Raw genomic sequence first — 21,237 nt, forward strand, 5'->3', positions numbered from 1 at the left:
CATTGCACCGTTGGCTGCACCCCCCCACCTGCGCGATGCGTTGCCTCAGGTTTCAGGGCTTGACGAACTTGAGCACGAACTCGTCCTTGGATTGGGGCGGTGGTGGCGTGTTGCTGTCGCGTGCATCGGCTGGGTTGCGCATGAAGTTGCCCTCGGCGGCGAATCTGAATCCGGCCTGCTCGATCTCGTTACGCAGGAAGCTCTCCTCGATGCGATGCAGCGTGCCCGCTTCGGAAATGCCCGTACCCGTCCGCCCCGCGTGGTCGGCGATGACGTAGACGCCGCCGGGTTTCAGGGCAGCGAAGACGGCGCGGTTGACCGCCGCGCGTTCGACGCCCATATGGCCGAAGTCGTGGTAGTTGAACATCAGCGTGACCAGGTCCAGTCCGTTCGACGCGACCTCCGGCGGGACGGGGTCCTCGAACGGCCGGACGACTGCCACGATGTTGGACGCATTCGGGTTCTTTGCGCGTTCTGCCAGCGCCATCGGTGATGGCCGCGGCGCGGCGCCTGCAGCGGCTGCTGGCATGGGCCCGGTAGCGCCTTCCGGCTGGGCGGGCCGACTGCTCGGCGGACGCGGCGGGCTCTGCCCGTAGACGCGGCCTGTCGGGCCCGTTGCGCGCGCGATGAGTTCCGTCGTGTAGCCCCCGGCGGCGCTCAGGTCCAGCGCCACCATACCGGGATAAACGCCGATGAAAGCCAGCATTTCCTGCGGCTTGCGTCGTGCGTCGTTGCGGCGGTCCGCTTCGCTGCGGTCGGGACTGGCGACGATCTGCGCGATGCGGTCCGCTGAAAGTGTCGGCCGGTCCGGTTCTCGTGCGGGAGGCGCCACGCAGGCCGCGAGGCTGAGCAAGGCGAAAGCCGCTGCGCCCGCGTGGGCAGCCCAGCGACGGGCGGGGAAATTCAGGCGGGTGGGCGTGTGTGGCATGGGTTCGGTCTCGTCTGTGTCTAGGGGCGTTCGCGAGTCTAGGCCTGCGTGCCCCATCACGCCGACAGCTCACTAGGGCAATCCCTGATGTCACTCTGAAACCGGTTTCATACAATCCGCTCCGTTGAAACGAAACTCGCTGATTGCGGGTCGCACGAGTGAACTATCAATTCCAGTTCGATGCAGTTTTCGCGGCATGGCCGTTGCTGCTCAAGGGCACCTGGATCACCATCCAGCTGTCGCTGATCGCGACCTTGCTCGGCCTGGTCGTTGCGATCTTTTGCGCATGGGGCAAGACCTCGGGTCCGGGCTGGCTGCGCTTCGTAATCAATGCGTACATCGAGGTCATTCGCAACACGCCTTTCCTCGTCCAGCTCTTTTTCTTCTTCTTCGCGCTGCCGGCCATCGGGCTGCGTTGGTCGCCGCAAACCGCTGCGCTGGTGGCGATGGTGGTCAACCTCGGCGCCTATGCGACCGAGATCATTCGTGCCGGCATCGAGTCCATTCCCAAGGGACAGATCGAAGCGGGCCGCGCGCTCAACCTGAAGGCGTGGGAAATCTTTCGCTTCGTGATCATCAAGCCGGCGTTGAAGGCGATCTACCCGGCGCTCACGAGTCAGTTCATTTTGCTGATGCTGAGTTCGGCGGTGGTGTCGGTGATATCGGCGGATGACCTCACCTCTGTCGCCGCCAACCTGCAGTCGCAGACCTTTCGCAGCTTCGAGATCTACATCGTCGTGGCTGCCATCTACCTGCTGCTGGCCCTCGCTTTCTCGGCGTTGTTCAAGCTGATCTATCAGCGCACGCTCAACTATCCGGACCGCCGGTAAGGCAAGGGAAACACGACCATGCGTACCTTCGGCTTTCCCGAATTCATGTTCATCCTCGAGGCGGCGCGCTGGACGCTGGCCTTGTCGCTCATCGCCTTCATCGGCGGCGCCATCCTGGGACTGATCATCGCGTTGATGCGCACGTCGGATTCGGTGGCGGCACGCCGCGTCTCGACGGTGTTCATCCAGATCTTTCAAGGCACGCCGCTGCTGTTGCAACTGTTCCTCATATTCTTTGGCGCGCCAGTGTTCGGCCTCGACATCAATCCGTGGGTCGCCGCGGGTGCCGCGCTGATTCTGAACAGCGCGGCCTTCCTCGGCGAGATCTGGCGCGGCTGCATCGAGGCGGTACCGAGCGGTCAGCGTGAAGCGGCCGAAGCGTTGAGCCTGAAGTACGGCGCCCGCATGCGCGACGTCGTGTTGCCGCAGGCATTCAAGATCGCTTTGGCGCCGACGGTTGGCTACTTGGTGCAGATCATCAAAGGCACATCGCTGGCCGCGATCATCGGCTTCACCGAGGTCACACGCGCGGGTCAGATCATCAACAGCGCGACCTTTCAGCCGCTCGTGGTTTTTTCAGTCGTGGCGGTCATCTACTTTGCGATCTGCTGGCCGCTGAGCCTGCTGGCGGCTCGCATCGAGCGGCGGGGCGCCCGCACTCTCGCGCGCTGATTTCGAGTCAACTCACATTCACACACCCAGGAGATAACGAATGTCCCATCCTATTTTTCGCCGCGCTTTGACGGGTGCCATGGCCGCATTGGGTCTTGGCGCCGCGCTTGTCGCTTTTTCTCCGCTCGCCTTTGCACAGTCCATGGCCGACATAAAGAAGAAGGGCGAGATCACCATCGGGGTCATGGTGGACGTACCGCCGTATGCGACCACCGACGTCCAGAATCAGCCCGATGGCTATGACGCCGACGTGGCCAAGTTGCTTGGCAAGGACTGGGGCGTCAAGGTCAACACTGTGACGGTGACCGGCCCGAACCGCATTCCCTATGTGCTGACCAACAAGGTCGATGTGTTGGTGGCGGTGCTCGCCATCACACCGGAACGGTCGAAGCAGGTTCAGTTTTCGTCGCCATATTCGGCCGCGACCATCGTTCTCTATGGGTCGGTCAAATCACCCATCAAGAGCGCAGCTGATCTGAAGGGGCTTCGCGTTGGCGTGGCACGTGCAAGCACGCAGGACGTGGCGCTGTCTGCCGTCGCACCTGAAGGTACCGAGATCCGCCGCTTCGACGACGATGCCTCGGCCATGCAGGCGCTTATCTCGGGCCAGGTCGATGCCATCGGTTGCCCCAGCACTGTTGCAGCGCAAATTTCCAAGCGCGTGCCCGCCAACACATTCGAAGAGAAGTTTGTGGTGCGCCAGCAATTCATGGGCATCGTCATGCGACTCGGGCAAGACGATCTGCTTAAGAACCTGAACGAGTTCGTCGCGCGAAACACGGCAAACGGCGAACTCAACAAGCTCTATCGCAAATGGCTGGGCGTCGACCTTCCAAAGATGCAGTGATGGCGGCCGATTCGATCATCCGCATCGAGGCGGTCAACAAGTGGTACGGCACCTTCCAGGTGCTGACCGACATCGACCTCGACGTGAAGCAGGGTGAACGCATCGTGGTGTGCGGGCCCTCGGGCTCGGGCAAGTCGACGCTGATTCGTTGCATCAACCGGCTCGAGACCGTGCAAAAGGGAAAGATCGTCGTGGACGGTATCGACCTCACGGCCGGCGGCAAGAACGTCGATGCGGTGCGGGCTGAAGTCGGCATGGTGTTCCAGCAGTTCAACCTGTTCCCGCACCTGACGATCCTGCAGAACTGCACGCTGGCGCCGATGCGCTCGCGCGGCATGACGAAGCCGCAGGCCGAAGAGGTCGCGATGAAGTACCTCACGCGCGTGCGCATACCCGAGCAAGCCCATAAATATCCGAGCCAGTTGTCGGGTGGCCAGCAGCAGCGCGTGGCGATTGCTCGCGCACTCTGCATGACGCCGAAGATCATGTTGTTCGACGAGCCGACCTCTGCGCTCGACCCCGAGATGGTCAAGGAAGTGCTCGACACCATGATCAGCCTGGCCGACGACGGCATGACGATGCTGTGCGTCACGCACGAGATGGGCTTTGCCCGCAGCGTGGCCGACCGCGTGATCTTCATGGCCGACGGCAAGATCCTCGAGCAAGCGCCGCCCGCCGAATTTTTCGGTAACCCGAAGAACGAAAAGCTCAAGCAGTTTCTCGGACAGATCCTCAGCTCGAACCAGGCGCATTGATGTCCACCGTTCTCGTTTCGCTGTCGTCTTTCGGCGCTGCCGAAGTCGGCCGCCATGGTCAGTTGTGGTACGCCCAGTTGGCGAAATCCGCCGGTGCGGACTCGGTCGAAGTGCGCGGCGAAATGCTGCGCGATGCGGCGACGGAATTGCCTGCGCTGGCTGGCCTGGCTTCGGTCTATTCGAGTCCCGAAGGCTTGTGGGCCGAGGGCGGCTGGCTCGACAGCGCCGCGCTGGGTCGCGGCATCGCGGCAGCGACCACACTCGGTGCCAAGCGGTTGAAGATGTCGATCGGCGATTTTCGTGCGAGCTCGCATGGATCGCTGTGGGGCTTGAAGGTGCAGTTGTCCGAGACGCGCATCGAGCTCCTGATCGAGAACGACCAGACCGTGTCGGCGGGTTCGCTGCCGGCCTTGATGACCTTCTTCAATGCGGCGGAGAGCGCCGGCATTTCACTCGGGATGACATTCGACATGGGCAACTGGCATTACGTCGGTGAGTGTCCGATCGAGGCGGCCAAGGCGCTCGGCAAACGCGTGCGCTATGTCCATTGCAAAGGCGTGCAACGGCTGCCTGCAAAGTGGGTGGCGGTGGCGCTCGCTGAATCCGCAGCACCCTGGCGTGCGCTGCTCCGGGCGTTGCCAGCCGATGTGCCGCGCGCCATCGAATACCCGCTGATGGGCGACGACCTGCTGGCCGTGGCCCGCGAGCAAATCGCGTTCGTCCGCGCGCTGTGAGCGCACCGGAATCCGCATGACAGACGCTGCTCTCGATATCGCGCTGTTCGATGTTGCGCTGTTCGGGGAAGCGATGCTGTTGCTGGTCGCCGACCGGCCCGGTCCCCTCGAGAACGCCGAGTATTTTTACAAGCGTACCGCCGGCGCAGAAACCAACGTGGCCATCGGTTTGGCGCGCCTTGGACTCAAGGTCGGCTGGGCCAGTCGGCTCGGCACCGATTCGATGGGGCGCTACCTGATCGCAGCCATGAAGGGCGAGGGCATCGACTGCTCTCATGTGATTTGCGACGCAGCACAGCGCACCGGCTTTCAGTTCAAAGGTCGTGTGACCGACGGCAGCGATCCGCCGGTCGAGTACCACCGCAAGGGTTCGGCTGCGAGCCAGATGGGGCCGGCCGATGTCGACGAGGCATGGCTGCGATCGGCGCGACATCTGCATGCCACCGGCGTCTTCGCCGCCATCTCCGACACGAGCCTGCAAGCTGCGCTGAAAACGATGGACGTCATGCGCGCGGCAGGCCGCACCATCTCTTTCGACCCTAACCTGCGGCCGACGCTGTGGACTTCGACCGAGGCCATGCGGCATTGGATCAACGAGCTTGCGTCGCGTGCCGACTGGGTCTTGCCAGGCTTGGAAGAAGGCTCGCTGCTGACAGGCGAAACGGAGCCCGAGGCCATCGCTAAGTTCTACCGCCGGCTCGGCGCGAAGCTGGTCGTGGTCAAGCTCGGTGCCCAGGGCGCTTACTACGACAGTGACGTGGCCGGCACGGGCCGCATCGAAGGTTTTGCCGTGGCAGAAGTGATCGACACCGTAGGCGCCGGCGACGGCTTTGCCGCTGGTGTCGTCAGCGCGCTGCTCGAAGGCAAGAGCGTGCCGGAGGCCGTCCGTCGCGGCGCGTGGATCGGCGCACGTGCGGTGCAGGTTCTCGGCGACACCGAGGGCCTGCCGACGCGGGCACAACTCAATGAGGCAGGACTGTGACAGTGACTATGACGCGCAAGAACGTATTGGTGTTTCGCGATCTCCCCGAAGATCAACTGGCTCGTCTGCGAGCGGCGCATGAAGTGACGGTGGCCGATCCGCGCACGCTGCCCGACGTGTTCAACGCCGCGCTGCCGACGACGCACGGACTCATCGGCGCCAGCCATCCGGTCGATACGGCGTTGCTCGATGCAGCACCGCGACTCGAAGTCATCTCAAGCGTGTCGGTCGGTGTCGACAACTACCCATTGGCCGAGCTGAACGCGCGCGGCATCGTGCTGTGCCACACCCCCGGCGTACTCACCGAAACCGTGGCGGACACGGTATTCGCGTTGTTGATGGCGACGCAACGGCGTGTGGTCGAACTTGCGAATCTGGTCCGCGAAGGACGATGGAACAACAGCATTGGTGAAGACCTGTTCGGCTACGACGTGCACGGCAAGACGCTCGGCATCCTCGGCTTCGGGCGCATCGGTCAGGCGGTGGCGCGTCGTGCGGCGCTCGGCTTCGGCATGCCGGTGCTGTATCACTCGCGCCGCGCGGTCGACCTTGCTACGCAAGCACCGGAGTTGCAGGGGCGCGCGACCCACACGCCGCTCGACGCGCTGCTTGCGGAGTCGGACATCGTGCTGGCGATGCTGCCTTTGTCTGACGCAACGCGCGGGATGATCGATGCGAAGTTCTTCGCGCGCATGAAGCCGGGCGCGGCTTTCATAAATGTGGGCCGCGGCGCAACGGTCGATGAGGCCGCGTTGCTGGCCGCACTCGATCAAGGCAGCCTTCGCGCAGCAGGGCTCGATGTGTTCGCGAAAGAACCGCTGCCGTTCGATTCACCGCTGCGCACGCATCCGCGCGTCACGCCATTGCCGCACATCGGCTCGGCCACGCACGAGACGCGGCACGCGATGGCCGAGGTCGCCACGACCAACTTGCTGCAAGCGCTGGCGGGGGAGCGGCCGACTGCCGCTTACGACACGGGCGCAGGTTGACCGCAAAGGCTCCTTTGCAGCGTCCTGGCAAATCCACCATCGCCGATGTGGCAGCGGCGGCGGGCGTCTCGAAAGCGACGGTCTCGCGCTTTCTGAATCACCGCGAACGGTTGCTGAGTCCCGACATCGCGACGCGCGTCGAAACCGCCATCGCTGCGCTCGGCTATTCGCCGAGCCCGATGGCCCAAGCGTTGAGCCGCGGCCGTTCGCGACTGATCGGCCTGATCGTGGCGGACATCACCAACCCCTATTCGGTGGCCGTATTGCGCGGTGCCGAGAAAGCCTGCCAGGACGCCGGCTACCTCGTGATGCTGTTCAACCTCGGCAACGACTTCGAGCGCGAGCGCGAGGCCATCGATGCGCTAGCGGGATACCAGGTCGACGGCTTTATCCTCAATACGTTAGGCCGCGGCGCGGGTCTGGTCGATGCCGATGCGCTGCATGGCAAACCGGCGGTGCTGGTCGACCGTCGGCACGCGGGCATGCACACCGACTTCGTCTCGCTCGACAACCGCTCTGCGATGCGCACTGCCTGCAAGCATCTGGTCGATGGCGGCTATCGCGAATTGCTTTACATCACCGAACCGTCGAAAGGCGTGAGTTCACGGCGCGAGCGCACAGCGGCTTTCGGCGCCTGCATGACCGCGCATCAGCCGAAGGTGGCGGGAGAAGTCTTCGAGAGCGTAGGAGATGGAGGTGCAGCGCTCGACGAAGCACTGCGTGCACTGCGTAAGCGCGCCATGCGGGGTCAGCGAACAACTTCCGCCAAAGGTGCCGCAGTCATCGCTGGCAACGCAGTCGTCACGCTGCGCGTGGCACAGGCCATGGCGCGGCTCGATCTGCAGTTCGGACGCGACATCGGCTTCGTGGGGTTCGACGACCCGGACTGGGCCTCGTTGATCGGGCCGGGACTCAGCACGATCTCGCAGCCGACCGACGAGATCGGCCGCACGGCAGCGAGTTGTCTGATCGAGCGGTTGAAGGGGCTCGATGTCGCACCGCGGCAGTTGTTGCTGTCGGGGGAGCTGGTGGTGCGAGGGTCTTCGCTGCGCGGGGCAGGCTGATCGCATAATCGATCCGGGTCGCATCCACATCCGCAGCACATAGCGGGGGGTGCGTCGAATGGTTTTCGGGGAGTTTTATGCAAGCACTGTCACACGCGCTGACCATCGTCAGCGCGGCTATTCCCGTTGTCGCGGGCATGTCGGCCCTCGAGCCGGTTCGCCTGTCGGGCCTGGAAGGCATCAATAATCTTTTCGCCTATGAGCTGTTGCTGAAGACGCCCGATGCGCTCAACTTCGGCTCTATCGGCGCAGCGGACTTCAACCTCGACAACTTCATCGGGCGCGAGATCAGTTGCATCATCGAACTGGATGGCGCGGGGGTGTTCGTGGCGGGTTCGATCGGCGCCAGTACCGACCATATCGGCGCGGGCTCCCGGCAGATCAACGCGCTCATCACCGATGCGGCACTCTGGGGGGAAGAAGGGCGGCACGTTCAGTACAAACTCACCCTTCGGCCTTGGTTGCACCTGGCAACCTTGTCTACCGACTGCAAAATATTTCAAAACAAGACCGTTGTCGAGATCCTGGACGAACTGCTCTCCGACTATGGTTTTCCGGTCGACAAGCGCCTCTTCGAAACCTATCCCGCCCGAGACTTTCAGACGCAGTGGAACGAAAGCGACTTCGCCTTCTTCGAGCGCCTGTGCCAGGAATGGGGCATCAGCTACCACTTTGCGCACGCTGATGGCAAGCACCGGCTCGTGCTCAGCGATGCGATGGGCAGCTACCAACCCAACGACAGCGCGGCGTACCGCGACCTGGATTACCACGCGCCCGGATGGAAAGTCGACTCCGAGTACATCAGCAGCTTCGTGCCCGCGAGCCATCTGACCAGTGGCCAGTACAGCACCAACGACTACGACTACGCCCGGCCCAAGGCAAACCTGTCTGCGAGCCGGAAGGATCCGAGGCCGACCGGCCAGGCGAACGGCGAGGTCTATCAATGGCATGCCGTCGCGCCAGGCAGTGCGGGCAGTCAATATGCACAGCCGGGCGCCGGCGCTGCGCAATCGAACGACGCCTCGGGAGAAGGCCGCCTTCTGGCGCTGCTGCGCATGCAGGCACTGCGCACGCATGGCGATCGCGCTGAAGCCGGCGGCAATCTTCGCGGCATGGTGCCGGGCTGCACCTTCAGGCTGCAGAACCATCCCCGGCAGGCGGCCAATGTCGAGTACCTGATCCTTCAGACGCGCTTCGTCATCGAAGACGTCGCGCAGGACAGCCAGAGCAAAGACGCCATCCGCGATCGGCAGCAACGCTGGCAGGTGAAGGTGGACTTCACGGCGCATCCGGTCACCCAGACCTTGCGTCCGGCGGCGACGAGAGCCAAGCCGCTGACCGGTGGGCCTCAGCCCGCGCTCGTCGTCGGCCCTGAAGGCGAGAACCTCTGGACCGACAGTCTCGGCCGCATCAAGGTCCAGTTTCCCTGGGACCGGATCGGACAGAAGAACCAGCACGCCACTTGCTGGCTCCGCGTGAGCAGCCCGTGGGCCGGCAATCAATTGGGCGGCATGCACTTGCCGCGGATCGGGCAAGAGGTGGTCGTCGACTTCTACGGCGGCGACCCGGACCTTCCGATCTGCACGGGGCGGGTTCACAACCAGATGAACCTGCCGCCGTGGGCCTTGCCGGACCAAAGCGCGCTATCGGGTTTTCGCAGCAGGGAACTGACCAAAGACGGCGGCAACAGCGCGGCAGGACGCAGCAACCACCTGGTGATGGACGATACCGCCAAGAAGATTCAAATTCAGCTCAAGTCGGATCACCAACACAGTTCGCTGAGCCTGGGGCACATCACGCGGGTGGAAGACAACGCGGGGCGGAAGGACGCCAGAGGCGAAGGGTTCGAGCTGCGTACCGATGGATGGGGTGCGCTGCGTTCCGAGAAAGGCCTGCTGCTTTCCACCGACGGTCGCACCCAGGCCGTCGGCGGCATGCTGAGCCGTGACGAACTGGTGCGCTGCCTGGAGCAGGCCCTCTTCATCGCCAAGGATCTCGACAAGGTCGCCGCACGATGCGAGGGCGGAAAGCGCGACACCGACCCGCAAGAAAAATTGAGCCAGGCCATCGACGCGCTCGGCCACGGCGCCAGCAACGAGGGCGATGCCAAAGGGAAGGTCGGAGGCGGTCAACCCGTGATGGGCCTGAGCGGCGCGGCAGGGTTGGCGCTGGGCACGCCACAAGACCTGACGCAATACGCCGGCGTCAACATCGACACCGTCGCCGGCAACAACCAGCAGCACTACGCCGACAAGTCCATCTTGCACGCTGCCGGCAAGGACATCGAGCAATTCGCCCACAAGGGCGACATCCGAAACATTGCCAGCGAAGGAAAGGTCATCGTGCAGGCGCAACACAACAGCGCCGAAATCACCTCGCAAAAGCGCCTGCACCTCAGCTCCACCGAAGAGGACGTGGTGGTCAATGCCAAGAAGAGCATCACCCTGGCACTCGAGGACGGCACCTACATGCGCATGGAAGCGGGCAATGTGACCTTTGGCATGACCAGCGTGTTCACCGTGCATTCGGCCGATGCGGTGTTTGTCGGGCCTGCCACATTGCCTGTGAGCTTCCCCAAGTTCTTCAAGGCGGAGCGGGAGAACCAAGTGGAGCAGTTGCTGCTGCACCGTCAAGACGGGCAAAGCAGCGCCACACCGAAGCGCAAGTTCCACGCGGCCAAAGGGTCGGGCGAGATATTGAAAGACCAGAGCGGGGGAGACGCGACGGCAAAGCTGAAGAAAGACGTGACTTTGAATGTGAAGCGCTGAGGCGTATTGCTGTCATGAACAAATCAAATAGGCAGATGAAGATTCATTCGACACTCAAGACACTGCCGATCACGTTCGCCATTGCATTGCTCGCAGCGTGCGTCGGTACAGGCCCATATCCTGGCGTGCCGATCCTCGGCGCCAAGTTGCCACCGCCCTACAAAGGTCCCGTTGCCGCATCGCAGGTCGCCTACCGGATCGATGAGAACCGGTTCTTTGAAGTGGTGCCAACCGAGGACGCGGCTTGCTATCAAGCAGATATTTTCTACACCGACAAGGTCTTGGGAATTCATACCGAAGTGATGGGGCTCAATCAGCTTGGTGGTGTTGCCCTCGTCATCGATGCCGCAAATACCAACTACCTCGTCGGCCCGCCTGTTAAGGGTGGCGGCAGTTGCTACAACTGCGGTGGCTCGTGGTTGCCTTACTCGACCGATGCGGGCAGGACATGGAAGCTTGGCGGTGGTGGGCCAGCTTCGCCTAGCAATCCACTTACGTTGTCCGGATCGAATGCCTATGTTGTTTTTTCTACAGGGACGGAAAAGATTGTGTCTTCCGTTGATATAGCTCGAGAAAAATTCAACATCAAAGACTGGAAATATGAGGCAGAAGGCTTCTTGCCGGTTGTACGCAAGGCACCGCTAGACACGAAATTTCGTTGTATCCCGAACGGGAAGGAATGACCATGAATGATCTCGTCAATGCCGACCTCGTGCCTGTAAAGCTCAACACCGGTAAGGCTACATGGCTCGAATGCCGTGCCAGTGGTCGAGTCAAGAGTATCGAAGAGTCGACGCACGGTTTTGCGATTCCTGATTTGATGCCTGCCACCGTCATATTTGTTCACGGCGTGAACAGTGAAGGAGAGTGGCGCAGGGATGCTGCTCGGCAATTTTCCAGTGGCTTGAATACGCGGCTTGGCAGGGAGGATTTAGTGGAGCTGCCAACTGATCCCGACAGGTCACATCGCCTTCTGCATACGGTCAACGGTAAGCGCTTTCGTGCCCCCATCATCCCCTTTTACTGGGGCTACAGCGTCCCGGAAAAGCAGCGTCGCAAACTCGTAGACGATCCCAAGAAATTCGATACCAAAGACACGCGCCACAGCGAAGTCTGGCGCGACACCTACGGCAACCCTCTCCGCAAAGACGGCACCTGGGGCGGCGGTCCCTTCCAGAACGGTTCCGGCAGCCTCACTTCGTGCTGGTTTCCCGAGGGCTTTCGCGTCAAGGTTCTGGCCTACACCCTGAAGATCGATGTCAACAAGCTCAACCCGGTGCTGGGCCGCCAGTTGGTCGATTGCCCCGACCTCTTTGACACCCTCCTGACGGACTGGCTGTCAGCGGCCGGTGGCTTCAGCGATATGCAGACGTTGCTGCACAAGGGCAAACAGGCTGTGGGCAGGCCTTGCAATCGGCGCTCTTTGCGTGGGGCAGTGAGCCTTCGCAGGCGCCCCTTGGCACCGATTGCACCGCATCCCAACACCAAGGAATAACCCCATGAGTGATGAATTTAGCCAAGTCCTTTCTTCCACGGCGCTCGAAAAAAACAAGACTAGTCGGATGGCATGCCTGTCGAACTCTTCTGTCCGTCGAGTGTTCAGATCGTTATTGCTCGCATGCGGCGTCGCTCTGCTCGCGGCCTGCGTGGGTACAGGCCCATATCCTGGCGTGCCGATCCTCGGCGCCAAGTTGCCACCGCCCTACAAAGGTCCCGTTGCCGCATCGCAGGTGGCCTACCGGATTGATGAGAACCGGTTCTTTGAAGTGGTGCCTCGCGAAGGCGCGGCATGCTATCGGGCTGGGATTTTCTATACCGACACTACTCTGGGCATTCACACCCTGGTCATGGGGCTCAATCAACTCGGCGGTGTTGACCTCGTTATCGATGCCGCGAACACCGACTACCTCGTGGGTCCAACCATCGAAGGTGGCGGCAGTTGCTACAACTGCGGTGGCTCGTGGTTGCCTTACTCGACCGATGCGGGCAGGACATGGAAGCTTGGCGGTGGTGGACCATCTTCTCCCAGCAATCCGCTCACGTTGTCTGGAACAAAGGTCCATGTGTTTTCCTCGTTAGGAGTAAAGAACGTCGTGTCAACTGTTGATCTCACAAAGGACAAGATCGTCATGAAAGATTGGAAAGACGAAGTGGGCGGTGTTCCTCCAAACCCTCGCATTGCGCCGATCGACACCAAGTTTCGTTGTATTCCCAATGGAAAAGAATAGCTATGAGTGATCTCGTCAACTCCGACCTTTTATCCGTGAAGCTCGATACCGGAAAAGCGACGTGGGCGGAGTGTCGTGCTAGCGGCCGAGTTGAACGACACGAAGAGCAGACCCATGGTTTTGCGATTCCTGATTTGATGCCCGCCACGATGATCTTCGTTCACGGCGTGAACAGCGAAGGTGAGTGGTACAGAGATGCCGCTCAGCAGTTTGCCAAGGGCTTGAACATGCGTCTCGGCAGGAATGATCTTGCAGAACTCCGCTCTGACCCTGACAGGTTGCACCGATTGATGAGTGCGGCAGATGGGGAACGCATTCGCTCCCCCATCATCCCCTTCTACTGGGGCTACAGCGTCCCGGAAAAGCAGCGTCGCAAACTTGTAGACGATCCCAAGAAATTCGATACCAAAGACACGCGCCACAGCGAAGTCTGGCGCGACACCTACGGCAATCCTCTCCGCAAAGACGGCACCTGGGGCGGCGGTCCCTTCCAGAATGGCTCCGGCAGCCTGACCTCGTGCTGGTTGCCCGAGGGCTTTCGCGTCAAGGTTCTGGCCCACACCCTGAAGATCGATGTCAACAAGATCAACCCGGTGCTGGGCCGCCAATTGGTCGACTGCCCGGACCGCATGTACTACGTGCATGCCGCACGCCGGCTGGCTTTCCTGGTCAAGGAGATCCGCCAAGGCCACCCGCGTGAGCCGATCAATATCGTGAGCCACAGCCAGGGCACGATGATCGCGCTGCTGTCGTTGTTCTACATGAAGGAGATGGGAATTCGCGGCCCCGACACGGTGATTCTCAACAGCACGCCGTACCGCTTCGACAACCTGCTGACGGACTGGCTGTCAGCGGCCGGTGGCTTCAGCGATATGCAGACGGACGAAGCGCGAGTCAAGACCTTTCAGGCCGCGGCCGAGTATTTGAAAGCGTCACGCAATGGCTTCGACGGCGTCGCGCGCTTGCCCGATGTGGACTGCAGTCACGGACATGCGCCGAAGCACCCTTACGACGACAAGCTGTGGGCGCAGGTGCCTGATACCGAGACCGAATGGGAGGCCGACATCGGCAATGTCGAGATCGAACGCACCGGCAAGAAGTGGTGGCAGATCAAGGACCGCTACCGCGACGACAGCCGGGGCACGCTGTATGTCAACTTCAACCCGCAGGACCGGGTGATCGGTGTCTCGGCCGTGGCCGGCATCGGCTGGCGAGGCATTCCGCCGTCGTTGCTGGACAAGGGTAAGGCCATATTGGGCGGCAACGTCAAGCAGCGATTGTTTGCGCGGGGCAACGATCCTGTCGAGGCGCCCAAGTACAACCGTGCCGTGGGTTCCGACAGCAGCTACAGGCAAGACTACTTTTACGAACAGATCAAGTACGAGCCGGTGCAAGTCGATTCAGGCGGTGTGCTGGTGAGCAGCGACGGCTTGGCGGTGCAGACAGAGGAAAGTGGCTGGCACTATCTGGATGGAAGTGCTCCCGACAAGGCCTGGAAAATAGCTTCCGAGAAAATACTGGGCCTGATGCCGGTGCATGGTTCGGTGGGACTTCAGTACGGCAGCTTCTATGGCGATGGCGGCAAGAGCGAATATGTTTATATCAACGCCCCGGTCGTGCCAAGTCCAGCAGTGCTATCGAACGACTTTGATGGTGACTTGCAACCTTACGATGGGCAGGCTATGAGCGCCAGCGCTGGCAATGAAGCAATTCCAGAGGACCCCGAGCAGCAGGAAGACTTCGAAGACGACGTGACGTACCAGACGCCGCGATTTCTCGAGGACAAAGGCCGCTATGAGACCTGGGGCGAGGTGTATGAACGTCGCGACGCGGCGGTGGGGAAAACAATGGTCTCGCCCACCAACCATTCGCGCTTTCTGCGCTACCGCGACAAGAAGACCGGCATCAGCACAGTCGCCCAGGTCCTGAGCTACGACCTCTGTCTTGGCCGCGGCTACGCCTGGAACGATCCGGAGTTTTGGGACTACCTGATCAAGCTCGCCGACTGGAAGGTGAGCGATCCGTATTACAAGTCTGGCGAGTTGGCATACGAGCGCCAGAACTGCACGAAGCCGCCTGCGGGCGTCGCCACCGAAACCATTCACATGCAACCGCCGGCACCGTCTCCACGCGATCCGGCGATGCGGTAGCCGCGGCATGGCACATCGCAATCGCTACATGCCGCCATTGGCGGCCGACGTGGTCTTCAGGGCGCTGAAAGTCGCGGGCGTCGGGCTGGCCGTGGAGCAAACGCCAGCCTACGCTCTCTGGACGCAGGTGGAAGCCGCGGGCGGCGCTCGGCTGGCATTTCCGCCGCCGGTCGGCTCGCTCGACGCCTGCCGGCGCCGAGCCGATCTGTTCCGGGCTCTGGCGCTCGGCGATGCACTGACGCACTGGTCTGTCGATGGCCTGCGGCAAGAAGGCTTCGTGGAAAGCTACGCCATTCCGTTTCAGGGGGTGACCCCGACGCACAAGCATCGGCCGTTTCCGGAATGGTCGGGGCCCTACATGCAGCGGGTGCAGAACGCTTTGCACAACGGAGCGAGCCTGCCGTTTCATGACATCAGCGAGCGGCATGCAATGTTGGGCGCTAAGACGCTCAGTGACACCATTTGGATGAACGTGTTCAAGCGGTTCGACGCGGCGCCCGATCTCAACAGCCTGCTGCTGCTGGCCGAAGACGGCTATGCCGTGCGCGCTGAAACCGGCGGCTGGGAGAACGCGCGCAAGGAGCCATTGGCCAGCATCCTGTCGCGAGACAAAGTCCGTGGCGACCTGAGCGAAACGTTCGCCAGCCTGTTGCTGCTGCGTCCGGTGGCCGCCGAGTGGCTGCGCGAGTGGTCGCTTCATGTGAGCGATCGAAGCGACATCACCACGCATGCGGATGGCCGGCGCAGCCGTGGCCCGCACGGCCCCGGCAAATTTCAGGCTCGGAGCTTCGACCCATCAGCGGGTCCCGCAGGCGCGTATTTCGGCGCAGACCGGCGGTTCGAGGCCACCGCGCACGTGCCTGCGGCCTGGAGCCATGTTCAGATGGCGCAATACGACAACATGCCCGCCTTGGCATGGTTGTGCCGCCCTCAGGTGATCGACTGTCTGGACGACAACAAGTCGTTGCTTTCCACGGCTGAGCGCAGCGCCCGATGGCAAGCAGCCCTGCAAGCCGCAGTGAAGGAGTCGCTCGACGGCAAGCCGCCGGCGCGCATCTTCTACGACACGGGGAGCGACGACGCGGCGAGCGAGCGGGGTGCCTTGTTTCGACGAGCCGTTGCGAGCGTGTTGCCAGGGTTCAAACTGCACGAGCCCAAAGTCGGCTACGACCTTACGGCGCGCCTTGGTGACACCGGCGCGGCGAGTGCCTTTGCCGGCGTCGGGTTGGCCAGCCTGGCGGCCTGGGAGGCGGGTGGCACGGCGCTGCTTGTCAACCTGCGACGTGACGACGGTGCGACCATCCTGCCGGTGCTCTCTGCCAACAGCGATCACCGCAAAAAATTCAAGAGACGGCCGTATGAAGCAAAGACGGGGGCCTAGCGAATGAGCGCGAAAAAGCTGATTGAAGATCACGACAAGTGGCGCAAGGGCGCCGGAGGCGCACCGGCAGGCGTGGCAGTTGAGAGCGACGGCAGCAGCTATGCGGGGCTCGACCTCAACCGCATCACCTTGACGTCAAGCAACTTCAATGGAGGCGGCTTCTCGACGACCACTTTCAAGCAGGCCGAATGGACGTCGTGCCGCTTCGACGGCACCTATTTCACCAAATGCGACCTCACCGACGCCACCGTGACCGGCTGCAGCTTCAGCGGCTGCACGTTCAGCGATTGCAGCCTGGAGAACATGACCATGACCGGATGCAACTTCACGGGCTGTACCTTCGACGACGTGCGGTTCCAGGCGTCGCAATGGTCGGACTGCAAGCTCCAGGGCGGAACTTTGAAGAACCTGAAACTCGACCAGTGCAGATGGTCGAAGGTGGCGTTTCTCGATTGCACTGGCAGCCAGGTCGAGGGCAGCGGCATTCAGGGCACGCAGGTCGATTTCACCGGCTCCCACTTTCAGAGATTGCATTTGCAGAATGCTAATATCAATCGGAGCTGTAGCGTTGCGTGAGGCGGCGACATGGCCGCCGCCGTTGCGCCTCCGTTGTACTTAGCCGATCTCAGCGATCAGCTCGATCTCCACACAAGCACCCATCGGGATCTGCGCCACGCCGAACGCGCTGCGCGCATGCGCGCCTTTGACGGCGCCAAAGACTTCCGCGAAGAGCTCGCTGGCGCCATTGGTGACCAGATGCTGCTCGGTGAAAGTGGGCGCGGAATTGACCAGGCTCATGACCTTGACGATGCGCGTGATCTTGTTCAGGTCGCCGACTGCCGCATGCAGGGTGCCGAGCAGGTCGATGGCGATGGCGCGGGCCGCCTTCCTGCCTTCGTCGGTGCCGATGTCGACGCCCAGCTGGCCGACCCAGGGCTTGCCGTCCCGCTTGGCCAGATGGCCTGACAGAAAGACCAAGTTGCCGGTCTGCACGAAGGGTACATAGGCCGCGGCGGGCACGGAGACGGCGGGCAGGGAGATGCCGAGTTGGGTCAGTTTGTCGTAAACGCTCATGGGGATTCCGAAAGAAGGACAGCGTCAGCGCTGCGATTGGGATTGGGATTGAGATTGAGATTGAGATTGGGGTGAAGACGCAGAACCGGCGGCAGCGAGTGCAGCAGCCGCTTTCGCTTCGCGCTCCCGCAACTCTTCGGCAGGCTGCACCGTCACGCCGACATGCAGCGTATGCCTGGCGCCGCCGTGCAACACACCGCGCATCGGAGACACGTCGGAATAGTCGCGGCCCAGCGCCAGCGTCACATAGTCTTCGCCAGGCTGGCGACCGTTGGTGGGATCGAAGTCGGCCCAGTCGCCAGCGCTTCCCGCACCATCGCCGCGGCCCGGCAGGTACACCGATACCCAGGCATGCGAAGCGTCGGCGCCGATGAGGCGGGCCTTGCCGGGCGGTGGTTGCGTGAGCAGGTAGCCGCTCACGTAGCGCGCCGGCAGACCCATCGTGCGAAAGCACGCGATCATGATGTGTGCGAAGTCCTGGCAGACGCCTTTGCGCTGCGCCAGTGCCTCGACCGCGGGCGTGTTGATCTCGGTGCTTTCAGGCTCGTAGTCGAAGTCGCGGTACATGCGCTGCGTCAAGTCCATCGCGACGTCGAAGGTCGGCCGGCCGGGCACGAAGCTGGGCCGTGCATAGGCCGCGAAATTGTCGTGACGCGGCACGTAAGGCGACGGAAAGACAAAGTCCGACGCGGCATCGAAGGTCGTGCCCTTGCGGTAGATGAATCGCTCGCGCACCGCTTCCCAAGCCAGGTCGCGTGCCACGGCCGGCGAGAGCACGGGGGTCTTCGTATCGACCACGCTTTCAGCGATGACGACCAACTCGTCGTGCGTCGAATCGAGCGCAAAAAATGCGCGTGCGTTGCCGTACAAATCAGGCAACTCGCTGCGTTGGGCCGGCTCGGGTGTGATGCGCAGGGTGTGGCTCACGAGCCGCTGCGACGCGGTGGCGAGCGGCTTCAAATGCGCAAGATGCTGCGCCGTCTCGACGGGCGGCGTGTAGTCGTAGCGGGTTTCGTGGGTGACGTGCAGCAGCATGTTGGGCTCCGGTGCGTTCCGGCTAGGCTCCGACGGAGCGAAGCGATTCGGACGTCAGGGTGAAGTAGCGAATGCCGATCGCGTCCGACACATGGTAGGCCGCCAGTTCGCACGCGCCGAACAGGTCCACGAGGGCGGGGTACTGGGCCTCGGCGCCGGCTTCGCACATGCGTTCCAGCGTCCAGCTGGCGGGGTCGGGCAGCTCGTAGGAGAGGGCACTCAGCTTGCCCGGTGCGCTGCCGGCCAACTTCGCAATGCGGCCCCGCAGCGTCTGTGTGACCCATGCCAGCGAGCGCGGATTGTCCCCGTCGAGCACCAGCAGGTCGACCATCGTTGCAACATCGCGGCGTTGTTGGTAGCGCGCATGAAAAGTGATGGTGCTGTCGAACAGGGCGATCATTGCCTCGAAGCCAGCGATCTCGTGAACAGCGCCGTTCGCGAAGCCTGCTGCGAGTGCGCTCGACAGGAAGCCCAGCCGCTCGATGTGGCGGCCGATCGACAGCAGGCGCCAGGCATCGTCCCGCGTCATGCGGTCGGTCTGGGCACCGGTCATGGCCGCGAGGGCTGCGCTTGCCGCTTCGAGCGACCGAATCGCTGCGCCGGCGGCATAGCTGCTTTCGCCGGTCTCGCCAGCCTGCTCGACACTGCGGCGCAGGAATTCGTCTTCAGCGCGAACGATCTGGTTCCAGTGATCTTGCGACAGACGTTCTCGCACTGCGGCGGCCGATTCACGGATGCAGCGGAGACTGAAGCCGACGCTGCCTCCAGTGTCGACGTTGCCCAGCTCGGCGATGAGCGCGCGCTCGAACACACGGCGCGATTTGGGAGCGCTCGGAACGTCGCGTGGCACCAGTGCATTGCGCAGCGCAAGGCGATGCAGCCAGGCGAGGAGCGGGCGCGATGACTGGTCTTCGCCGCGCAGCAGATCGAGGGTGAGGCGCGACAAACGCACAGCGTTTTCGGCGCGTTCGGTGTAGCGGCCCAGCCAGAACATGTGTTCGGCCGCACGGCTCGTGACCGGGGCCCGATGGCGCGCCAGCGACGCGGGCGTGGCGTGCGGTTGCAGCAGGGTGGTGCGGTCGACCTCGCCGTGCGTTTGTACCCAGACGTCGGCACTGCTGCCGCCACGCTGCATCGACGCGATTTGCGCGTTGGAGCCGGTGAGCCTCGCCAGGCCGCCGGGCAGTACGCGCCAGGACTGTGCGCCGTCGCTCACTGCGAAGACGCGCAGCAGCATGGCACGCGGCGCGATGTGGCCGGGGCTGAGGTCGGCCGTCCAGGTCGGCATCTGCGACAGCGGCAGGTAGCTTTGAACGGTGTGCGCTTCGCCCTGTCGCACGATGCGGCCGGCCCACTCGTCGAGTTCGCGGCGACCCAACTGGCTGCCGAGCACTGCCTCGAAGGTGGTGTGCGCGTTGGAGCCGGGATAGGTGGGCTTGATGGCGCAATCGCCAAGCTGCGGCAGCACGGCTTCCATGGCCGCGCGCTCGCCGCACCACCAGGTCGGCAAGGCGGGTAGCTGCAGCTTTTCGCCGATGAGCCGACGCGCCAGTGCGGGCAAGAACCCAAGGAGCGCCGGCGATTCGAGGAACGCCGAGCCCGGCATGTTGGCGACGAGAAGGTTGCCGGCGCGAATAGCCTGTAGCAAGCCCGGTACGCCGAGCGTCGAGTCGGGGCGCAGTTCGAGCGGGTCCAGGTATTGGTCGTCGAGCCGCTTGATGAGGCCATGCACCGGCCGCAAGCCTTGCAAGGTCTTGAGATAGAGCCGCTGGTCGCGCACGGTGAGGTCGCTGCCTTCGACCAGCGTTACGCCGAGGTAGCGCGCGAGGTACGCGTGCTCGAAGTAGGTTTCGTTGTATGGGCCGGGCGTCAGCAGGGCGATGTGCGGTGGCGCGCCCGCGGGGCACATGGCCTGCAGGCCCTCCATCATTGCGCTGTAGGTCGAAGCCAGTCGCTGTACGTCGAGCGCTTCGAAAGCCTGCGGAAACTGGCGCGAGATTGCAAGGCGATTTTCGAGCAGGTAGCCGAGGCCCGAAGGCGCCTGCGTGCGCTGCGACACGACCCACCAGTTGCCGTCGGGGCCGCGAGCGAGATCGAACGCCGTGATGTGCAGCCATGTATCGCCTGGCGGTTTGACGCCGTGCATCGGCCGCAGGTAGCCCGGATGGCCGCGCACCAGCGCCGCCGGCAACAAGCCTTCTGCCAGCAATTGCTGCGGACCGTATACGTCTGCCATGACGCGATCGAGCACGCGCACGCGTTGCAGTACGCCGGCCTCGATCTGCGCCCAGCTTTCGGGCGAGACGATAAGCGGAAACAGGTCGAGCGACCAGGGCCGCTGCGGACCGTCGGCGTCTGCATAGACGTTGTAGGTGACGCCGTTGTCGCGAATCTGCCGTTCAAGACTGACGGCGCGGCGCGGCAGGTCGCTGAAGCTGCCTGAGCCCAGGTTTTCGAAGAACTTGCCCCAGGCCGGTGTCAGCGGCGGCTTGTCCTGCGGTCCTGCGGCTTCTTCAGGCGTCGGCACTGGAGGCGGCGGCTGAGCCGACGCCGTGTCGTACAGCGGTGTGCCGGGCGGTGGGTTGACGGTTCGCGCCGGCGTCGGCCGCGTGGCCTCGCCCCGCAACTCGTCGTAATGACCGGGCGCGGCCGCAGGCGCGAGCGACGAGGCGAGCGCAGCGGGTGATTCGAGCGCTTGCGCGCCGAAGAGAGATTCGTTCAGAGGTTCCACAACCTGTGGATTGTCACATTGCGCTCACTTTGATGGAGTGACCACTAAACGAAATAATCGGCTGAAGTG

Annotated in this window: 19 protein-coding genes; 15 read left to right on the top strand and 4 right to left on the bottom strand. The window is 62.9% G+C overall.

Translation table 11 applies throughout. The annotated features are described in order from the left end of the window. Positions 1–52: 52 nt before the first annotated feature. Positions 53–928: a class I SAM-dependent methyltransferase gene (locus H7F36_RS14300; RefSeq protein WP_261802291.1), complete on the bottom strand. Its 876-nt coding sequence runs from the start codon at positions 926–928 to the stop codon at positions 53–55. A gap of 158 nt (positions 929–1,086) precedes the next feature. Between H7F36_RS14300 and H7F36_RS14305 the strand changes: the two genes are divergently transcribed. The 15 genes from H7F36_RS14305 (at position 1,087) to H7F36_RS14375 (ending at position 16,904) form a co-directional block, all read left to right on the top strand. After that, on the top strand, positions 1,087–1,758 hold the full coding sequence (locus H7F36_RS14305) for an amino acid ABC transporter permease (protein WP_187051449.1): 672 nt from the start codon (positions 1,087–1,089) through the stop codon (positions 1,756–1,758). Positions 1,759–1,776: 18 nt separating this feature from the next. After that, positions 1,777–2,430, top strand: coding sequence for an amino acid ABC transporter permease (locus H7F36_RS14310; protein WP_187051450.1), 654 nt, complete (start codon positions 1,777–1,779; stop codon positions 2,428–2,430). A gap of 40 nt (positions 2,431–2,470) precedes the next feature. Next, on the top strand, positions 2,471–3,277 hold the full coding sequence (locus tag H7F36_RS14315; protein WP_187051451.1) for a transporter substrate-binding domain-containing protein: 807 nt from the start codon (positions 2,471–2,473) through the stop codon (positions 3,275–3,277). Continuing rightward, entirely contained in the window at positions 3,277–4,032 is a 756-nt protein-coding gene (locus H7F36_RS14320) for an amino acid ABC transporter ATP-binding protein (RefSeq protein WP_187051452.1), read from the top strand. The genes H7F36_RS14315 and H7F36_RS14320 overlap by 1 nt, the downstream gene beginning before the upstream one ends. Then, positions 4,032–4,766, top strand: coding sequence for a sugar phosphate isomerase/epimerase family protein (locus H7F36_RS14325; RefSeq protein WP_410003027.1), 735 nt, complete (start codon positions 4,032–4,034; stop codon positions 4,764–4,766). Before H7F36_RS14320 ends, H7F36_RS14325 begins: the two co-directional genes overlap by 1 nt. 16 nt (positions 4,767–4,782) lie before the next feature. Next, positions 4,783–5,748, top strand: coding sequence for a sugar kinase (locus tag H7F36_RS14330; protein ID WP_187051454.1), 966 nt, complete (start codon positions 4,783–4,785; stop codon positions 5,746–5,748). A gap of 8 nt (positions 5,749–5,756) precedes the next feature. Continuing rightward, positions 5,757–6,737 (top strand): 2-hydroxyacid dehydrogenase, encoded by a 981-nt coding sequence (locus H7F36_RS14335; RefSeq protein ID WP_187054984.1) that lies wholly within the window; start codon positions 5,757–5,759, stop codon positions 6,735–6,737. Between the two features lie 14 nt (positions 6,738–6,751). After that, complete coding sequence (locus tag H7F36_RS14340) at positions 6,752–7,801, top strand: LacI family DNA-binding transcriptional regulator (RefSeq protein WP_187051455.1); 1,050 nt, start codon at positions 6,752–6,754, stop codon at positions 7,799–7,801. Between the two features lie 77 nt (positions 7,802–7,878). Beyond that, the gene (locus H7F36_RS14345; protein WP_187051456.1) at positions 7,879–10,569 is read left to right on the top strand and encodes a type VI secretion system Vgr family protein; all 2,691 of its coding nucleotides are present in this window, start codon (positions 7,879–7,881) and stop codon (positions 10,567–10,569) included. Between the two features lie 14 nt (positions 10,570–10,583). After that, on the top strand, positions 10,584–11,252 hold the full coding sequence (locus H7F36_RS14350; protein ID WP_187051457.1) for a hypothetical protein: 669 nt from the start codon (positions 10,584–10,586) through the stop codon (positions 11,250–11,252). 2 nt (positions 11,253–11,254) lie between these two features. Continuing rightward, positions 11,255–12,064, top strand: a complete 810-nt coding sequence (locus tag H7F36_RS14355; RefSeq protein WP_187051458.1) for a hypothetical protein — start codon at positions 11,255–11,257, stop codon at positions 12,062–12,064. Between the two features lie 4 nt (positions 12,065–12,068). Continuing rightward, positions 12,069–12,797: a hypothetical protein gene (locus H7F36_RS14360; protein WP_187051459.1), complete on the top strand. Its 729-nt coding sequence runs from the start codon at positions 12,069–12,071 to the stop codon at positions 12,795–12,797. A gap of 2 nt (positions 12,798–12,799) precedes the next feature. Next, positions 12,800–14,947 carry a DUF3274 domain-containing protein gene (locus H7F36_RS14365; protein ID WP_187051460.1) on the top strand — a complete coding sequence of 716 codons (2,148 nt, stop codon included), beginning with the start codon at positions 12,800–12,802 and terminating at the stop codon, positions 14,945–14,947. 7 nt (positions 14,948–14,954) lie between these two features. Beyond that, positions 14,955–16,328 carry a DUF2875 family protein gene (locus tag H7F36_RS14370; protein ID WP_187051461.1) on the top strand — a complete coding sequence of 458 codons (1,374 nt, stop codon included), beginning with the start codon at positions 14,955–14,957 and terminating at the stop codon, positions 16,326–16,328. Between the two features lie 3 nt (positions 16,329–16,331). Continuing rightward, a complete protein-coding gene (locus H7F36_RS14375; RefSeq protein ID WP_187051462.1) occupies positions 16,332–16,904 on the top strand; it encodes a pentapeptide repeat-containing protein in 573 nt (190 codons plus the stop codon). Between the two features lie 39 nt (positions 16,905–16,943). Here H7F36_RS14375 and H7F36_RS14380 read toward each other — a convergent pair whose 3' ends face one another. From H7F36_RS14380 to H7F36_RS14390, 3 genes are read right to left on the bottom strand one after another with little or no spacing between them, the layout of a single operon-like run. Continuing rightward, entirely contained in the window at positions 16,944–17,402 is a 459-nt protein-coding gene (locus H7F36_RS14380; RefSeq protein ID WP_187051463.1) for a RidA family protein, read from the bottom strand. 24 nt (positions 17,403–17,426) lie between these two features. After that, the gene (locus tag H7F36_RS14385; RefSeq protein ID WP_187051464.1) at positions 17,427–18,437 is read right to left on the bottom strand and encodes a transglutaminase N-terminal domain-containing protein; all 1,011 of its coding nucleotides are present in this window, start codon (positions 18,435–18,437) and stop codon (positions 17,427–17,429) included. 22 nt (positions 18,438–18,459) lie between these two features. Then, positions 18,460–21,168: a circularly permuted type 2 ATP-grasp protein gene (locus H7F36_RS14390; protein WP_187051465.1), complete on the bottom strand. Its 2,709-nt coding sequence runs from the start codon at positions 21,166–21,168 to the stop codon at positions 18,460–18,462. Positions 21,169–21,237: the final 69 nt, after the last annotated feature.

The sequence above is a fragment of the Variovorax sp. PAMC28562 genome, from assembly GCF_014303735.1.
In the GTDB taxonomy this organism is placed as follows: domain Bacteria; phylum Pseudomonadota; class Gammaproteobacteria; order Burkholderiales; family Burkholderiaceae_C; genus Variovorax.

Excerpts from the sequence above, each read along its gene's own strand:
- H7F36_RS14300 (WP_261802291.1), bottom strand. The coding sequence starts at position 928 with ATGCCACACACGCCCACCCGCCTGAATTTCCCCGCCCGTCGCTGGGCT.
- H7F36_RS14310 (WP_187051450.1), top strand. The coding sequence starts at position 1,777 with ATGCGTACCTTCGGCTTTCCCGAATTCATGTTCATCCTCGAGGCGGCG.
- H7F36_RS14315 (WP_187051451.1), top strand. The coding sequence starts at position 2,471 with ATGTCCCATCCTATTTTTCGCCGCGCTTTGACGGGTGCCATGGCCGCA.
- H7F36_RS14320 (WP_187051452.1), top strand. The coding sequence starts at position 3,277 with ATGGCGGCCGATTCGATCATCCGCATCGAGGCGGTCAACAAGTGGTAC.
- H7F36_RS14325 (WP_410003027.1), top strand. The coding sequence starts at position 4,032 with ATGTCCACCGTTCTCGTTTCGCTGTCGTCTTTCGGCGCTGCCGAAGTC.
- H7F36_RS14330 (WP_187051454.1), top strand. The coding sequence starts at position 4,783 with ATGACAGACGCTGCTCTCGATATCGCGCTGTTCGATGTTGCGCTGTTC.
- H7F36_RS14335 (WP_187054984.1), top strand. The coding sequence starts at position 5,757 with ATGACGCGCAAGAACGTATTGGTGTTTCGCGATCTCCCCGAAGATCAA.
- H7F36_RS14345 (WP_187051456.1), top strand. The coding sequence starts at position 7,879 with ATGCAAGCACTGTCACACGCGCTGACCATCGTCAGCGCGGCTATTCCC.
- H7F36_RS14350 (WP_187051457.1), top strand. The coding sequence starts at position 10,584 with ATGAACAAATCAAATAGGCAGATGAAGATTCATTCGACACTCAAGACA.
- H7F36_RS14355 (WP_187051458.1), top strand. The coding sequence starts at position 11,255 with ATGAATGATCTCGTCAATGCCGACCTCGTGCCTGTAAAGCTCAACACC.
- H7F36_RS14360 (WP_187051459.1), top strand. The coding sequence starts at position 12,069 with ATGAGTGATGAATTTAGCCAAGTCCTTTCTTCCACGGCGCTCGAAAAA.
- H7F36_RS14365 (WP_187051460.1), top strand. The coding sequence starts at position 12,800 with ATGAGTGATCTCGTCAACTCCGACCTTTTATCCGTGAAGCTCGATACC.
- H7F36_RS14370 (WP_187051461.1), top strand. The coding sequence starts at position 14,955 with ATGGCACATCGCAATCGCTACATGCCGCCATTGGCGGCCGACGTGGTC.
- H7F36_RS14375 (WP_187051462.1), top strand. The coding sequence starts at position 16,332 with ATGAGCGCGAAAAAGCTGATTGAAGATCACGACAAGTGGCGCAAGGGC.
- H7F36_RS14380 (WP_187051463.1), bottom strand. The coding sequence starts at position 17,402 with ATGAGCGTTTACGACAAACTGACCCAACTCGGCATCTCCCTGCCCGCC.
- H7F36_RS14385 (WP_187051464.1), bottom strand. The coding sequence starts at position 18,437 with ATGCTGCTGCACGTCACCCACGAAACCCGCTACGACTACACGCCGCCC.